Below are 15,151 nucleotides of genomic sequence, written 5' to 3' on the forward strand. Positions count from 1 at the left end.
TCCGTATCATTTCTGCTCGTAAAGCGACTCGAGCCGAAACTAAACAATATGAGGAATTTAACCAATGAAAGCAGAATATGATTTTTCAAAAGGAGAACGCGGTAAGTTCTATAGGAAAGATGCCGTTTTCCAACTTCCTATCTATCTGGAAAAAGATGTTGATGAGTTTATGCATCATCTCGCGGATACTAAAGGAAAGGACGTTGGAGAACTCGTTAATGAACTGCTCCGTCGCAATATCCAGTTGATCCAGACTATCCAATAAACAGATGGAGTATCGCCTCATGCGGTTGGATAACAAAACAGCCATTGTCACAGGAGCAGGGCGCGGTATCGGCAGAGCCATCGCCCTTCGGTTCGCTGAAGAAGGGGCGAAAGTCGTCGTTGATGATGTGGACGATGCTATCGGCACCGAGACCGTCGCTGCAATCACCGATGCAGGCGGCGAGGCACTTTTCGTCAACGCCGATGTCTCCAATGCTGCGGATGCTCAAAGACTTATCGCTGAGACCCTTGACACTTACGGCACTGTTGATATCTTAGTAAACAACGCCATCTGCTCCACAGCCGACGTACTGAACAACAATTGGGAGGCGAACTTAGCGGTCGCGCTCCAAGGCACCAGCCACTGTTCTAATGCCGTTATCCCTATAATGCAGGAGGCTGGCGGCGGGAGCATCGTCAATATCGCCTCTGTCAATGGACTCATCGGTTTACAGGCGATCCATGCGTACTCTGCTGCGAAAGGTGGCGTTATCGCATTGACCCGCTCCATGGCAGTCGCACACGGTAAAGATAACATCCGTATCAATTGTATCTGTCCCGGCACAATCCAAACCGAAGTCTGGGAACCGATGATTGAACGCAACCCGCAAATTTTGGATGAAATCACGCCATGGTATCCGTTAGGACGGATCGGACAACCTATTGACATTGCGAACGCAGCACTCTTCCTCGCGTCCGATGAAGCCAGTTTTGCAACGGGCGCAGTTTTCGTTATTGATGGCGGCTTGACTGCTGGTAACCATCAGTTTCCGATTTGACAACATACAGAAGGAAGTATCCAACAAATTAACATACGGAGAACACAATGGTAACACAAGAACAGATCGACTTTTTTCAGGAAAATGGCTATCTCAAATTCGGTAGGGTCTTAGACAGCGATGGCGTTGAAGCCATGCGTGCAGGGTTGGATGCTGTCATTGAACTGGAACTCAGCGAAGGTGACGACTCTTCACCGGAATTCAAGTATGGACACGACCGGCGTGAAGACAAACTCAATCGGGGCAGCGGTCACCCACGTGCGATTCATCAATACGTGAACATGTGGAAGCGGGAACCGCATTACGAGGCAGCGATTCACCATCCGCTTATCGCTGGAACGGCGCGTGCGCTGCTTGATACGCCTGAAGTCCGTCTCTGGCACGATCAAGTGATTTCCAAACCACCCCACGACAACGGGCATTTCGGATTTCATCACGATTTCTTCTTTTGGCCCCTCAGCCCGCCGAACATTGTGAGCTGCTGGCTCGCTTTGGACGATGCCACGGTGGACAGCGGTTGCATGCACGTTATGCCGAAGAGTCATAAAGATGAACGGTTCTCGGTTGCTGCAAGAGCAGCATTCAATGCGGAATCCGCAAAAGCGAACGAAGAAGGACGCGAACCTCCTCCAAACCCGTGGACAGGAAGACGGGATTTGGACATCAGTCACGGTATCCCAGTAGAATTGAAAGCAGGCGAGTGTATGTTTCATCACTGCCTCAACTGGCACGGTACACCACCAAATGTTACCGACCATCAACGTAGAGCATTTGTCATGATTTTCATGGCACAGGATGTCTGCTATAACAACGCGCAAGCACCGAGTCATATTCTCGTTTCAACCATCAAGGTTGCGGATGGCGACCCCCTCGTTGGGGATGGATTCCCGGTGGCATAACGAGGTTTGAATACTGAAATGAAAGATTCAACGTTTATCACAAGAGTTATTCTGAAAAACTATAAGAGCATCGCTGCGTGTGATGTGCAGCTGCAACCCTTGACGTTCCTTGTAGGTCGCAACGGTGCTGGTAAGAGCAACTTTCTTGATGCACTGCGATTTGTTGCTGATGCGTTGAATACATCGTTGGACCACGCGATACGAGATCGTGGTGGAATTGACGGTGTCCGCCGCCGGTCACGTGGACCTCCAAACCATTTCAGCATTCGCCTTGAATTCACTCTACCAGAAAGTTTTACGGGCCACTATGCTTTTCAAATTAGGACGCGTTCACCCGGAGGCTACGAGGTTCAGGTTGAAGAGTGTCGTATTGAAAATAAGTTGTGCCTCACGTCAGAAGAATACTTCCGTGTTGAGAGTGGCACTGTAACCGACACAAGTATGGAAGTCGCACCAGCGGCTGCAATAGATCGCCTCTATTTGGTGAACGCTTCCGGGCTGCCCGAATTTCGGCCTGTCTATGACGCATTTTCTCGGATGGGATTTTACAATCTCAATCCCGATAAAATCCGAGATCTCCAAGACCCGGACCTTGGAGATGTCCTTCTTCGTGATGGGCGTAACCTTACAAGTGTTTTCAAACAGTTATCACCCACTGTGAAGCAAGACATTGAGGAGTACCTAACAATAATTGTTCCGGGTATTCAAGGCGTAGAAATTGAAAAATTTGGGGGCAAGGAGACGTTAGCGTTCAGGCAGAATGTAGTAGGCGACAAACATCCTTGGCGATTTTTGGCAAACAATATGTCTGATGGTACACTCCGCTTGTTAGGGATTCTGGTGGCTCTGTTTCAGGGAAATCACGGCACTCAAAAGCGCGTGTCACTCGTCGGAATTGAAGAACCAGAAATCGCGATGCACCCCGCAATGGTCGGGGCGTTACTTGATGAATTTCGCCACGCTGCCCACAAGGCACAAGTTATCATCATTACTCACAGTCCAGATTTGCTTGATGAAAAGAGTCTGGATATAGGGTCAGTTCTGGTTGTAGAAGCAGATGATGGGAATACGGTAATTGCTCCTGTTGATGAAATTGGAAGGTCTGTTGTGCACGATAAATTGTTTACAACAGGGGAACTCCTACGTATGGATCAATTGCAACCTGATCCGGCATCTGTCGTTTCTGCTAAAAAGGCGCCACAACTCCCTTTGTTTAATTTTGGGAAAAGGAATTCTAACCGAACGAAGAATAAAGAAGAGCACTAATGACAGTCAAAATCGGTTGCATTGTTGAGGGGCAAGGCGATGTCGCAGCTGTACCACTTTTGATTCGACGCATCGCAGCCGAGCTTTATCCAGAATTGGCGATCAACACGCCGTGCCCTATCCGTGTTCATAGGAATCAAATTGTTCAACCAGATAAACTTGACAAGAAGTTGACTTAGCAGCTCGGAGAATTGGCGGGCAAGGAGCTATATTTATTATCCTTGACAGTGATGATGACTGTCCAGCGGAACTAGGGCCTGCGCTCCTTGAGCGAGCGTTACAAACTCATGGCAATTTACCGATTGCTGTCGTGTTGGCGAAATATGAGTTTGAAGCATGGTTTCTTGCAGCAGCCGAATCCATCCGTGGGCGGAGAGGGTTAAGAAATGATATTGACTCTCCAGAAGAACCAGAGGCAATCCGGGACGCAAAGGGATGGTTAAGCAATCGAATGGAGAGTGGCAGGAACTATCATGAAAAGCGTGACCAGCCTGCCCTTGCAGATAGTTTCGACCTTGAGCAAGCACGCCGCGCAGATTCATTCGACAAATGCTACCGCGACATCGTTCGCCTTCTTCATGAATTACGAAAAACAAGCAGTTTAACCAATGAACAAATATAAGAACGAAATATAATCTACCATCCATTCTATTGGTAAGACGGAGGACTCAATATGGAAAACAGACCCAATGTCATCTTTGTTTTGACAGACGACCAAGGCCCATGGGCTGCAGGGTGCTGCGGCAATGAGGAAGTGCGGACGCCCTACCTCGATCAGTTGGCTTCAGAAGGTACCCGCTTTCCCAATTTCTTCTGCACAAGTCCCGTCTGCTCGCCAGCACGTGCAAGTCTGATGACCGGACGCATTCCCTCAGCGCACGGTGTACACGACTGGATCCGCGACGGAAACATGCCGCCAGATCCCGCCCGATACCTTGACGGATTGACCTGCTATACGGACGTTTTAGCCGATAATAATTATACCGTCGGATTGAGCGGCAAATGGCATCTCGGCGATAGCTTAACACCACAACACGGATTCAGTCACTGGTTCACTCTACTCACAGGTGGAAGTCAGTATAACGATGCGGATATGATCCGAGATGGACAGGTAGAAATGCAGCCCGGCTATCTTACCGATGTCATCACCGATGATGCGTTGAACTTTATCTCGGCGAATCAAGAGGGTCCATTCTATCTCAGCGTCAACTATAACGCACCGCATACACCGTTTACAGGACATCCCCAAGACATCGTTGACTCTTATGACGACTGCCCATTCAAGACCTGTCCACAAGAAGCGTTACATCCGTGGGCGGTGCAGGGCGCAGCTGTTCACATGGGCAATCGTGAATCGCTAAAAGGTTATTTCGCAGCGATAACAGCACTTGATTTAAATGTCGGACGAATTCTGGAACGACTCACGCAGTTGGGTATCCGTGAAAACACGCTTGTTGTCTTCAGTAGTGATAACGGATATTCGTGTGGACATCACGGATTCTGGCATAAAGGAAACGGTACATTCCCACTGAACATGTACGAAAACTCGGTCAAAGTCCCGTTCATTGTCAGCCAACCCGGAAGTATCCCAGAGGGACGCGTCAGCGAGGCGATGGTCAGCCAATACGATTTCATGCCAACACTTCTCGATTATCTCGGCTTACCCGATCCAAACGACGACATGTCACCCGGCAGAAGTTTTGTCTCCGCGCTCTCTGGAGAGACAAACGACGCGAAAGAGGAAATCGTCGTCTTCGACGAATACGGTCCCGTCCGTATGATCCGCACACAAGAGTGGAAATACGTCCATAGATATCCCTACGGTCCACATGAGTTATACGATCTCGTGAACGATCCGGGGGAACGGAAAAACTTGATAGATGACAAATCTCAGAACGCTCGCATAGATGACATGCGTCAACAGATGGGGGCATGGTTTCAAAGATACGTCCTACCGGAATTAGATGGTGCGAGATGCTCCGTTACAGGTGGCGGGCAAGCAGCAAAAATTGAGGAAGGACAATGTGGTGAAGGTGCCTTCCATCCGAGGTATGCACCACCTCGACAGAATGTGTAGCGTCTGCACCACTACCACATCTTTTCACACAATGTTTTCGTTAGTGTGTAACCTGCTAAAAGGGCACCTTTAAATTCTTTGACATAAGCACAAAATTGATGTATGCTATATGGTAACAACTGAAGTGACAAGAAAAAAAGTAAGCTTCGCTTCTGATTTTGTGAACTACATACGGCGTGTATTTACTATTTTTATTTTTAGAAGCTTCAAGTATTTTAGTCCTATAAGCACAATATGTTCGTGCCCTTGTTGTGGAGGAAATCATGACGGCTATTGCTGTGCAAACCCAACTGACACCTGAGGAATACCTCGCTTGGGAACGCAAAGCACCCTTCAAAAATGAATATCTCAGCGGACAGATACTCGCGATGTCCGGTGCAAGTCGCGCACATAATCTCATCACAGGAAACATATTTAATGGACTTTACAACCAACTGGTGAATCGGGATTGTGAGACCTACACTAGCGAGATGCGCGTGAAGGCGAAACCAATAACATCTTACTTCTATCCGGATGTCGCTGTCGTCTGTGATGAACCCCGTTTTGAAGATGATATGTTTGACACGCTCCTCAACCCAACCGTTGTTGTAGAGGTGCTTTCCCGCTCAACTGCAGCTTATGACAAGGGGGAGAAATTCGAGGCTTATAAACAGATCGCGTCCTTGCGGGAATATATCCTTGTTTCGCAAGACAGGGTAAACGTTGAACGCCATTTTCGTTTAGAAACGCAGTGGAAAGCAATCGAATTTCAGGAGCTTACGGACATTCTACCACTGGATTCAATTCGCTGCGAACTGCCCTTGGGACACATCTATAGACGCGTCAAATTTACAGATACGCGCTGATCCCACCGTAGACGCGCTTTGTAAGCCCTATTTCTAACTTTAGGACCCTAAAACTTAACTGAAGTAGCAGACGTTATGCAACTTGCAAGCTTTTTACAGCCTTCCGATGGTTATTGTTGAAAGGAACGAAATGGCGAGAGCTTTTGCCCCCGGCAACATTTCGTGTGTTTTCAAGGTTATTCCGCACGCCGATGCTGCCCGTATGCACTCGCTCGGTATGGGTTTCACTGTTAAAGAAGGTGTAGAGGTCACCGTCGCCGAGCATCACGAGACGGAAGTACTATTCAATGGACAGCGCATCAATTTTCCGACGGTACGCGCTGTTGTCAGCAGATTAACCCAAAAAAATGGTATCGCAGGCATCCAAGTAGATATTACCTCTCCACTGCCCCTCGGCTGTGGTTTTGGACTCAGCGGTGCCGCAGCACTCGCAACTGCTTATGCGCTCAACGACCTGCTTCAGAAGCACAAAGATACTGAAGAACTCGCGATGATAGCGCACGTCGCAGAGGTTGAAAACCGCACTGGGTTGGGTGATGTCTGTTCGCAATACCACGGTGGTTGTCTCGTCAAGTTGAAGGAGGGTGCACCGTTAGTTGCCGATAGGCTACCGATCGCAGAACAACCCATCTATTACCGCTACTTCGGACCGATCCAGACAAGTGAAGTGCTTGGAAACAGAGAACAGACAACTCGCATCAATCGTGCCGCCGATGTTGCCTTGAATGTTTTGCAAACGCTCACAAGTGCCAAATCAAGCCCCGAACTCTTTAATGCCTGCTTCACGGTCTCAAAAAGGTTTTCAGTCGAGAGTGGCTTACTCAGTGATGTACAGGTGATAGACACAATCGCACAGATTGAGGCAGAGGGAGGCGTTGCGTCGATGATTATGTTAGGGAACGGCGTTTTTAGCACACATCCTTTTGAAGACGCTGTCGAGACAAAACTCGTTCATAACCCAGCACGTCTTATCCCGTAAGTCCATTGCAATACTGTTCTTAGGATGGAGTCAGCGGAGATGAAAACTGTAATTTTCCTTTCATTTTTTTCGGTGTCTGTTGCTTTTGGCGCGGTAGAGATTGAGGATGTGAGGTTCGGGTTCGGAGACGTTTACAAGATAGGAACTTATGTGCCCTTAACTATTACTATGCGGAATCAGGATGAACGCGCCGTATTTAGTGGCGATTTAGCTGTGGAAGTGCGAAACTTTTCTTCAGACACGCCCATTGAGCGTTACATGACTCCACTGAGGCTCATTGGCACCGAACCGAAACGGAAAAATCTCTATGTTTACTGTCCGAGAAATGCAACCCAACTCACTATTCAAGTTGTACCTACAACATCTTCAGGAGGCACCGCATTAGACGACACACCATCAGAAACAATACAGGATATATTATTACCAACACCCCTCGCGCGTAAAGACTATTTCGTGTTGGTATTGGCACCGAGCGGTGACAAACTAAAACGATTTATTGACAAAAAACAGTTAAAGGGTTCCGATGGTGCGAAGGTTCATGTCAAGTACCTTCCGAATTTGACATCACTGTCGAACACATGGATAGGCTACAGTGCCGTTGATGTGCTCGTTATCCGTGGAATCCGCTTGACAGAACGGCGCATCGCTAAAACACAACAAACAGCGATGCTTGATTGGGTCCAACGCGGTGGCACGCTTATTATCTCCGGTGGCAGTAATTTTAACTATCTGCGGGGTAGCTTTATAGAACCCTACCTCCCTGTCGAATTGAAGGGTGTAGAGAAAATCAATACGCTCCCGGCTGTTTTGCAAGAACAACTCGGTTTTCAGTCATCCAGTAACAACGAAAACCCGTTTGAACGTATCCGGTTTGCTCCAAAAGTCGGATGTGAAATGCTAATCGGCACAGCGGAGCAGCTCTACGTCGCGAAACGGAACTTCGGAGACGGGCAGATTCTCTGCCTCGCGTTTGATTACAACGCCCCTCCATTTTCGGAACAACAGATAGGTGAGATGTTTTGGCACGGATTACTGAGCAGATCCGGTAAATCACCAAAGCACCTCGCAGATCAATATGCACTTGCGCTTCGACACGAGGAAAAGATTTATAAAGAATTTCTGTCGAAAATGCCGACACAGGTGCCGCTCATTAAACTACTCTCTATAGTCTTACCAGTATGTCTGCTGAGTTTTGGGGGGTTTGTATTTTATTTTAGCAAATCGAAGCAAAAGCCACGCACCTACTGGATAGGCGGGTGTCTTTTCGTTTTGATTTCAGTGAGTACGATTGGAGTAGGAGGACATATCTTTCCTAATAACATAACGGCAGATCGGTTATCAATTCTATCAGTTTACCCTGAACGACAGCGCGCACACTTACAGAGTTATGTTTCTCTCAGAGCCGCAAGGCGTACCGAAACATCTTTTAACTTTGCCAAGAGAACCTTTGTTCGTCAGCAAGAGGTCGGAAACACCGGGAACCAGCTCTCTCAAAAGATTGGGACATTTGTTCAAGATTCAGGCTCTCAACTACAAGACCTATCCGTGGAGTCGTGGCAACCTACGACCTATGTGGAAGAAACATTTTTGGACGCTCAAAAACTGCCGCGCATCCTTGAAAACGCGTGGTATGTTACAGGTAAAAAGATGACTTATTTAGGAAACGTCCCACTCAATGCCAAGTCGGTTCCTGAATCTTCAACAGAAGCCCTTCGGCTGCAAGTGACACCAAAAATGCCACCTGATGAAGAACTGACTGGTCCGCGGGAACGGTTCGCGCAAATTCTACGGCAGGAGTATGTTTTACGATATTTGGATTTAGCAGCAAATGCAGATTCAAACTTGCCACCCTACCTTATTGGATGGACTCCTCAAGGTTTTAACGATATAGTAGCAGATGGAAACGTTAGCACAAACGATGAAACTTTAGTAATCTTCCGACCTGGTGCTGGACCTTGAAAGCCAAAGAAGCCGTCAACTATTTTTAGGATATTGGTTCAAAGCATATAGTTTGAAACGAAGTAGAAGGATTTGCTTGGGTATTTTCTCAGATTTAAGGCACAGAATGTTAAGTCCGAAACCACGTGTCTTAACCGCAAGGAATAATTAGAAAATGGATGTACTATCACTCGGCATTTACGTCGTTGATGTGTTAGGACGACCGATAGATCAGTTTCCTGAAAAAGGGAAATTAGCACTCTTCGAGGAACTCGAAATCCATACCGGTGGTTGTGCCAACAACACGGCGATTGCGCTCGCGCGCTTGGGTATCTCTGCTGGCGCAATGGGTAAAGTTGGTGGTGATGCTTTCGGTGACCTGATTTTGCAAACGCTCGCAGATAACGATGTAAACACAGCGGGTATGCAACAGGACGCAAACAGCAGCACTTCATTTACATTCGTCGCGGTTGCCTCCGATGGGGAACGAACCTTCTACCATTACATCGGCGCAAACGGTGAACTCTGTGAGGTTGACCTCAATTGGGAAATCATCAAGCGCGCCAAGATTCTGCACATCGCCGGTGCGCTTGTCATGCCACGCTTTGATGGAGCACCGATGGCGAACGTCCTCCGAGAGGCAAAAGCACTGGGGATAACGACCTCACTTGACACAGCGTATGATGCCACCGGAAAGTGGATGGATACACTCGAACCGTGCTTGCCTTACGTAGACATGTTCATGCCAAGTATCGTCGAAGCACAACATCTCACGGGTCTATCTGAACACCGAGAAATCACCCAATTTTTGCGGAATAACTACGGTATCCACACCGTCGTCATTAAAATGGGCGAAAACGGCAGTTACGCCTCCACACCAGAGGCTGAATACTTAGCACCAGCATATCCTGTGAATGCGGTTGACGCGACGGGAGCAGGGGACGCTTACGTCGCTGGTTTTCTCGCAGGGACTATCATGGACTGGGACCTAAAGGCGACAGCAGAATTGGCATCGGCAACGGGCGCGGCTTGTGTCACTGCTATCGGTACAACCGCCGGCATCCAAAATCTTGAAGAGACCTTGAAAATAGTTGCCAGTCATCGGTTACCGGTTATCAGTTAAAGAGGTGCTTCGTCTAACTAAAATCCTCTTTTAACCGACAACAGACAACAGATAACTGATAACTGATAACTAAAAAAGGAACATTAATTAAATGATCGTTCAAACAGAAAATCTATCCAAATGGTACGGCGAAGTCATGGGAGTGAATGACATATCCCTTACAATTCACCCTGGAATCACAGGTTTGTTGGGTCCAAATGGGGCAGGCAAAACGACTCTAATCAAACTCATGACCGGTCAACTTAAACCTAACCAAGGCGAAGTCAAAGTGCTAAATCAAATGGTATGGAACAACCCCGAACTGACGAGGCAGGTCGGTTACTGTCCGGACATAGAGTTGGCGTACCAATTCATGAGCGGTCATGAGTTTATCACGTTTTTCGCGACATTGAGTGGATACGACGAAACAGAAGTGGAATCTCGGAGCCTACAAGTCCTCGAAACGGTGGATATGCTCCCAGCAAAAGATCGACCCATCGCCTCCTATAGCAAAGGAATGCGTCAGCGGATTAAACTCGCACAAGCATTAGTGCATGAGCCAGAACTTCTTTTCTTAGACGAACCGCTCACCGGATTAGACCCGAATGGAAGAAGGTATGTCCTCTCACTCTTGAAGGGACTTGCTGACAAAGGCATCAGCATCATCGTTTCCAGCCATATCCTCTACGAGATTGAGGCATTAACAGAGACAATTCTACTTATCCATCAAGGGCGAATCCTCGCGGAGGGGACTATCTCCGACATCCGAGAACTGATTGATGAACATCCACACAAAGTCTATTTGAGTACAGATGAACCGCGCCGTTTAGCGCAAGTTTGTCTCCCTTTTGCGGACATTCTGAGTGTTACCTTTGTCAACAATGGGGACCTTGTGGAAGAATCAGAAGCAGAAGAATCAGGCGATATTATTATCGAAACCGACAAGCCTGATGCTTTCTATGCTCGACTCCCCGAACTTCTCATCGAAAACGAGTTGAATGTCTCCCAACTCTATTCCCCCGACGACAATCTCTCTTCTGTGTTTAAATACTTAGTGGGGTAGTCTACTCATCTTCGGGCTGACCCAATTTCACCAAGGCACTAATATCGGGGCCACTGTCCGCTAATGCTGCGAAATTTCCATCACAAATGGCACGCCGGATCCCGCGCATCAGACTGACATAAAAATGCAGGTTGTGCAGCGTGTGTAGTTGTGAACCGAGAATCTCGTTCTCAATATGCAGATGTCGGAGATATGCCCGTGTAAAGTTCCTGCAGGTATAACAGGTGCATTCCGCATCCAACGGAGCAAAATCACGTTTGTATTTCGAGTTGCGGATGCGGATGATGCCCGCTGTCGTAAACAGAGAACCGTTGCGTGCATTCCGGGTCGGCATCACACAATCAAACATGTCAATCCCACAGCGCACCCCATAGACCAAATCTTCGGGCGTGCCGACACCCATCAGGTAGCGTGGTTTATCTTCTGGTAAGAGCGGCGCGACATAAGCGAGCGTTTCATACATCAAATCCTTTTCTTCACCGACACTCAAGCCACCAATGGCATACCCCGGAAACCCGATGGATACTGTGGCATCTACGCTTGCTTGACGTAGGTCCCGTTCCATACCGCCTTGCACAATGCCAAAAAGCAGTTGATCTGGATGCCGATGTGCCTCTTTACATCGTGCCGCCCACCGCAACGTCATCTCCATTGAATTCTTAAGATACGTATATTCATTCGGTAAGGCAGGACACTCGTCAAACGCCATGATAACGTCTGCCCCGAGGGCATTTTGGATTTCGATTGAACGTTCTGGACTAATAAAGTGTTCAGTCCCATCTATCGTAGAACGAAACGCCACCCCTTCCTCTGTGATCGTACGCAGCGGACCGAGGCTAAATACCTGAAACCCACCGCTATCCGTAAGAATGGGGCGGTGCCATCCCATAAACGAATGCAATCCACCTGTCTCTTGGACGATCTCGTGCCCCGGACGTAGGTAGAGATGATACGTATTCGCGAGGATAATTTCTGCCCGAATTTGCTCGGACAGTGTTTCGGGTGTACATGCTTTCACCGTCCCGCGTGTGCCGACAGGCATAAATATCGGCGTATTTACAGTGCCGTGCGCCGTCTGGACCTTGCCGACTCTGGCTGCACTGTTCCTATCTTGATGAATAAGGGTATAGGGGGACTCGGACATGACAATGCGCGTGGAAAAATGGGAAGAATAGTCATCAGTTATCGGTTACAAGAGGGAACCTTTGTTAAACGAAAACCTCTTAACTTTAACCATCAACTCGTCTACAGATACTTTTGCTAAAGCACGAGTTGATGGTTAAAACTGATGACTGATAACTAATGAATAATTTTTACCTGAAGAACAGGACTATCCTGTTCAAACGGTTTACCGTTAATCGTCGCAGAACCGCGAAATTTAAACTGGTAGGTCTCCGCCGTTAAAGAACTGAGTGCCTGTAGCGGGACTTTGACCTCGGTCTCGTTTGCCGGGATGGTAGCTGCTTCCGTGGTGAACCCTTCCGGTACATCAAGCGGCGTCAGCGTGATTTCATCCGTGAAGCCGCCCTGTCGGACGATCGTTAACGTCAACATCGCTTCCTTTGTAAGAGGGGCCTCGTTTTCTGTAGCCTCAGTATCTGCCGTCGGATTTGCTGCGATCGCTACGGTACCACTATCCGATAGCGTGGCTGTATCACCTTTTGAGGTTGCCGGGAAGACAATGCTGAAGCGCAGTGGTTCTACCGTTACAATGAAAGGTGCCTCAACAATAGTCAACGGAATAGCAGGGGTCGATTGTTTCACTGTCTCACCACTGACAGTCGCCGTTCCATTCACTGAAATATAATTTGTGCCAGGTATCGGCAGGACAGAAAACTGCTCCCTGCGCTCGAAGGTCCCCGCTTTAACCGTAATCGTCGCAGCCGTTTCGCCTTCAGCAATAGTGACACCGGCAGCGGAAACACGATTTGGAAGTCCCGATACCGAGAGCGCAATGGGACCAACGAAGTCGCCATGTCGGTCAGCTGTCACATGAAGGTCAACCGTTTTGTTGTGCACAGCACTTAATCCGATTTCTGCAAGCTTCAGTGTGAACTCCGGTGCATCCATCACAGTGAGTAGGATTGGAGAGGGGTTGGCGACACGTTCTATCTGGCGATTGCCAACCGCACAAACACCGACGATGGAAAGTGGCATCAGTCCAAGTGGCGCGTCCCACGGAGCCGTCACTGTGAGCAGTGCCTGGTTTTGACCCACTCCAATAATAGTAGAACTTACATCAAACGTTTTCGGAAGATCTGGACAAAGCAGGCGAATTGGACCATTGAACTGGTCAAGACGGACAACGTTAACCTGCATTGTGACACTACCACCTCTGCTGACGCGCGGGTTATCCATAGCGGACGGACGGTTCCTATTGTCAAAGGCAACTACACTGAGTTGGCAGCTTGGCTCTAACGGACGGATGTTTAAGCGGTAGGGATAAGCCTCACCACCTTGATTGTTCAGATCCCGGATGGCGATAGTATACTTTCCAGCTTCCACAAAATTCCAGTTAATGCGTGCATCGGCACTGCTGGCATCGTCGTTCACCATCAAGACCTGCTCTTTCTCACCGTTCGACACCATTTCTTTCGCGGCTTCTTCTTCCATCGACTTTTTAGGACCGTAGAGCGTGAGCAGCGCATCAAGGTTTGACGATAGTTTACGTGCCTCTACCTCGAAAACGAGGAACTGAGGTTCCACAATCTCAAATGAAAACCGATCCACATCGTCGGATTTGTCAATTTTCCCGTTGAGCGTTATTGGGGCCGTCACAGCGTTTGCTTTGTCTGCTGTATTGTTCGGTTCAGTTTCTGTCATTTCCGCCCACTTTCCGATAGTGAAAGGACGGGGATTGGTTGCCAATCCAGAGGGTGTCTGTACCCGTAGGGATTGTTCGCCTGTTGGTGTTTCCGCCTCTATTGAAACCTGTATAGATGTTACTGTTTCAAGGTTCGCACCAGTGACGGTGATTGTATTCTCGGTGCCGCGTCGTCCACCGAGCGGGAAAATCGTCTCAAGATATGGCAGCTCGCCGATGCTCAATCGATAGTCATACCCATTTCCACCTTTGTAACGGATATCGCGAATGTGAAGTGTGTACTTCCCTGTTTCAAGTGCTGTGTAATCCAGAACGGAATCGAATCCATTGCCAAGCCCGCTGTTGGCGACTTCAGCCCCGTTAGCATCTTGGAGGACAAGGTAGGAATCCAGTAGTGAACCTATTCGCTGCGCTGTCACCTCACAGATAAGCCGTGCATCTTTTTTCAGTTCAAAGGTGAAACTATCTTTATCGTCAATCGACGCGATTGTGCCGTTCACGGTAACTGGCAGTGCAAGCCAGTCGGTTTCCATTTCCGACCCCGATTCCTCTGCTTCCTCCTCCATGACTTCTCGCAGATTTCCGACGACGAAACTCCTTGCGTTGGAAACACCATACGGAGTAACGATGCGTATCTGCTGGATACCTAATTGAGCATCAGGGGCAATCGTCAACGATGCGACCAACTGCGCGTCAGTAGGAATACGTCCAGAAATACCTGCCCCGTTGAAGAGGACAGCAGCCTGTCCGGTTTTCTCCTTAATTTCTCCGGTGATACCACTCCCGCTGAACCACACCGCTGTTGCCGTTCCGAGATTTGTGCCTTTGAGTGTGACTTCCACATCTTGTCCTTGTTGACCGCCCTGTGGAAATACGGCTGTCAGGGCAGGTTGTACCTGTGCATATGCGAAACTCATCGTTAGGAAAAAGATCGCTATGACGAGAAAGCACCATTTTGTTAAGAGATGAGAAAACGACGAATTAACCCATCTCTTCTGCCGAAATAACATGTTAGGCATTGTCGATCACCTTATGTCTTTGGTAGTGAAAAGCCTGCTCATAAGCAAACATTTGTCAATTCGATCCAGTGGACCGAATCCCTGTGCTTTACTATT

14 protein-coding genes are annotated in these 15,151 nt (G+C 48.3%); 12 read left to right on the forward strand and 2 right to left on the reverse strand.

What is annotated here, in order from left to right; genetic code table 11:
* Positions 1 to 64: 64 nt before the first annotated feature.
* From OXH39_07095 to OXH39_07150, 12 genes are all read left to right on the forward strand, one after another.
* Entirely contained in the window at positions 65 to 265 is a 201-nt protein-coding gene (locus OXH39_07095) for a hypothetical protein (GenBank protein MCY3550210.1), read from the forward strand.
* 19 nt (positions 266 to 284) lie between these two features.
* A complete protein-coding gene (locus OXH39_07100; protein MCY3550211.1) occupies positions 285 to 1,043 on the forward strand; it encodes a glucose 1-dehydrogenase in 759 nt (252 codons plus the stop codon).
* 47 nt (positions 1,044 to 1,090) lie between these two features.
* Positions 1,091 to 1,942: a phytanoyl-CoA dioxygenase family protein gene (locus tag OXH39_07105; protein ID MCY3550212.1), complete on the forward strand. Its 852-nt coding sequence runs from the start codon at positions 1,091 to 1,093 to the stop codon at positions 1,940 to 1,942.
* 18 nt (positions 1,943 to 1,960) lie between these two features.
* Positions 1,961 to 3,208 (forward strand): AAA family ATPase, encoded by a 1,248-nt coding sequence (locus OXH39_07110; protein MCY3550213.1) that lies wholly within the window; start codon positions 1,961 to 1,963, stop codon positions 3,206 to 3,208.
* Entirely contained in the window at positions 3,208 to 3,387 is a 180-nt protein-coding gene (locus OXH39_07115; protein MCY3550214.1) for a hypothetical protein, read from the forward strand. Before OXH39_07110 ends, OXH39_07115 begins: the two co-directional genes overlap by 1 nt.
* A 38-nt stretch (positions 3,388 to 3,425) precedes the next feature.
* On the forward strand, positions 3,426 to 3,830 hold the full coding sequence (locus tag OXH39_07120) for a DUF4276 family protein (protein MCY3550215.1): 405 nt from the start codon (positions 3,426 to 3,428) through the stop codon (positions 3,828 to 3,830).
* Between the two features lie 51 nt (positions 3,831 to 3,881).
* On the forward strand, positions 3,882 to 5,285 hold the full coding sequence (locus tag OXH39_07125) for a sulfatase-like hydrolase/transferase (protein ID MCY3550216.1): 1,404 nt from the start codon (positions 3,882 to 3,884) through the stop codon (positions 5,283 to 5,285).
* 263 nt (positions 5,286 to 5,548) lie between these two features.
* Positions 5,549 to 6,130, forward strand: coding sequence for a Uma2 family endonuclease (locus OXH39_07130; GenBank protein ID MCY3550217.1), 582 nt, complete (start codon positions 5,549 to 5,551; stop codon positions 6,128 to 6,130).
* A gap of 130 nt (positions 6,131 to 6,260) precedes the next feature.
* Positions 6,261 to 7,109 (forward strand): GHMP kinase, encoded by an 849-nt coding sequence (locus OXH39_07135; protein MCY3550218.1) that lies wholly within the window; start codon positions 6,261 to 6,263, stop codon positions 7,107 to 7,109.
* Between the two features lie 39 nt (positions 7,110 to 7,148).
* Positions 7,149 to 9,068: a hypothetical protein gene (locus tag OXH39_07140; protein MCY3550219.1), complete on the forward strand. Its 1,920-nt coding sequence runs from the start codon at positions 7,149 to 7,151 to the stop codon at positions 9,066 to 9,068.
* Between the two features lie 154 nt (positions 9,069 to 9,222).
* Positions 9,223 to 10,170, forward strand: coding sequence for a sugar kinase (locus OXH39_07145; protein MCY3550220.1), 948 nt, complete (start codon positions 9,223 to 9,225; stop codon positions 10,168 to 10,170).
* Between the two features lie 91 nt (positions 10,171 to 10,261).
* The gene (locus OXH39_07150; protein MCY3550221.1) at positions 10,262 to 11,212 is read left to right on the forward strand and encodes an ABC transporter ATP-binding protein; all 951 of its coding nucleotides are present in this window, start codon (positions 10,262 to 10,264) and stop codon (positions 11,210 to 11,212) included.
* A gap of 1 nt (position 11,213) precedes the next feature.
* Here the strand turns inward: OXH39_07150 and tgt are convergent, their stop codons facing one another.
* Entirely contained in the window at positions 11,214 to 12,356 is a 1,143-nt protein-coding gene (gene tgt, locus OXH39_07155) for a tRNA guanosine(34) transglycosylase Tgt (GenBank protein MCY3550222.1), read from the reverse strand.
* Between the two features lie 155 nt (positions 12,357 to 12,511).
* Positions 12,512 to 15,055: a PPC domain-containing protein gene (locus OXH39_07160; protein ID MCY3550223.1), complete on the reverse strand. Its 2,544-nt coding sequence runs from the start codon at positions 15,053 to 15,055 to the stop codon at positions 12,512 to 12,514.
* Positions 15,056 to 15,151 lie beyond the last annotated feature (96 nt).

It is taken from the genome of Candidatus Poribacteria bacterium (assembly GCA_026702755.1).
Lineage (GTDB): Bacteria > Poribacteria > WGA-4E > WGA-4E > WGA-3G > WGA-3G.

Coding starts and splice junctions, on each gene's coding strand:
- OXH39_07150 (MCY3550221.1), top strand. CDS start 10,262: ATGATCGTTCAAACAGAAAATCTATCCAAATGGTACGGCGAAGTCATG.
- OXH39_07100 (MCY3550211.1), top strand. CDS start 285: ATGCGGTTGGATAACAAAACAGCCATTGTCACAGGAGCAGGGCGCGGT.
- OXH39_07125 (MCY3550216.1), top strand. CDS start 3,882: ATGGAAAACAGACCCAATGTCATCTTTGTTTTGACAGACGACCAAGGC.
- OXH39_07095 (MCY3550210.1), top strand. CDS start 65: ATGAAAGCAGAATATGATTTTTCAAAAGGAGAACGCGGTAAGTTCTAT.
- tgt (MCY3550222.1), bottom strand. CDS start 12,356: ATGTCCGAGTCCCCCTATACCCTTATTCATCAAGATAGGAACAGTGCA.
- OXH39_07145 (MCY3550220.1), top strand. CDS start 9,223: ATGGATGTACTATCACTCGGCATTTACGTCGTTGATGTGTTAGGACGA.
- OXH39_07140 (MCY3550219.1), top strand. CDS start 7,149: ATGAAAACTGTAATTTTCCTTTCATTTTTTTCGGTGTCTGTTGCTTTT.
- OXH39_07105 (MCY3550212.1), top strand. CDS start 1,091: ATGGTAACACAAGAACAGATCGACTTTTTTCAGGAAAATGGCTATCTC.
- OXH39_07160 (MCY3550223.1), bottom strand. CDS start 15,055: ATGCCTAACATGTTATTTCGGCAGAAGAGATGGGTTAATTCGTCGTTT.
- OXH39_07110 (MCY3550213.1), top strand. CDS start 1,961: ATGAAAGATTCAACGTTTATCACAAGAGTTATTCTGAAAAACTATAAG.
- OXH39_07130 (MCY3550217.1), top strand. CDS start 5,549: ATGACGGCTATTGCTGTGCAAACCCAACTGACACCTGAGGAATACCTC.
- OXH39_07115 (MCY3550214.1), top strand. CDS start 3,208: ATGACAGTCAAAATCGGTTGCATTGTTGAGGGGCAAGGCGATGTCGCA.
- OXH39_07135 (MCY3550218.1), top strand. CDS start 6,261: ATGGCGAGAGCTTTTGCCCCCGGCAACATTTCGTGTGTTTTCAAGGTT.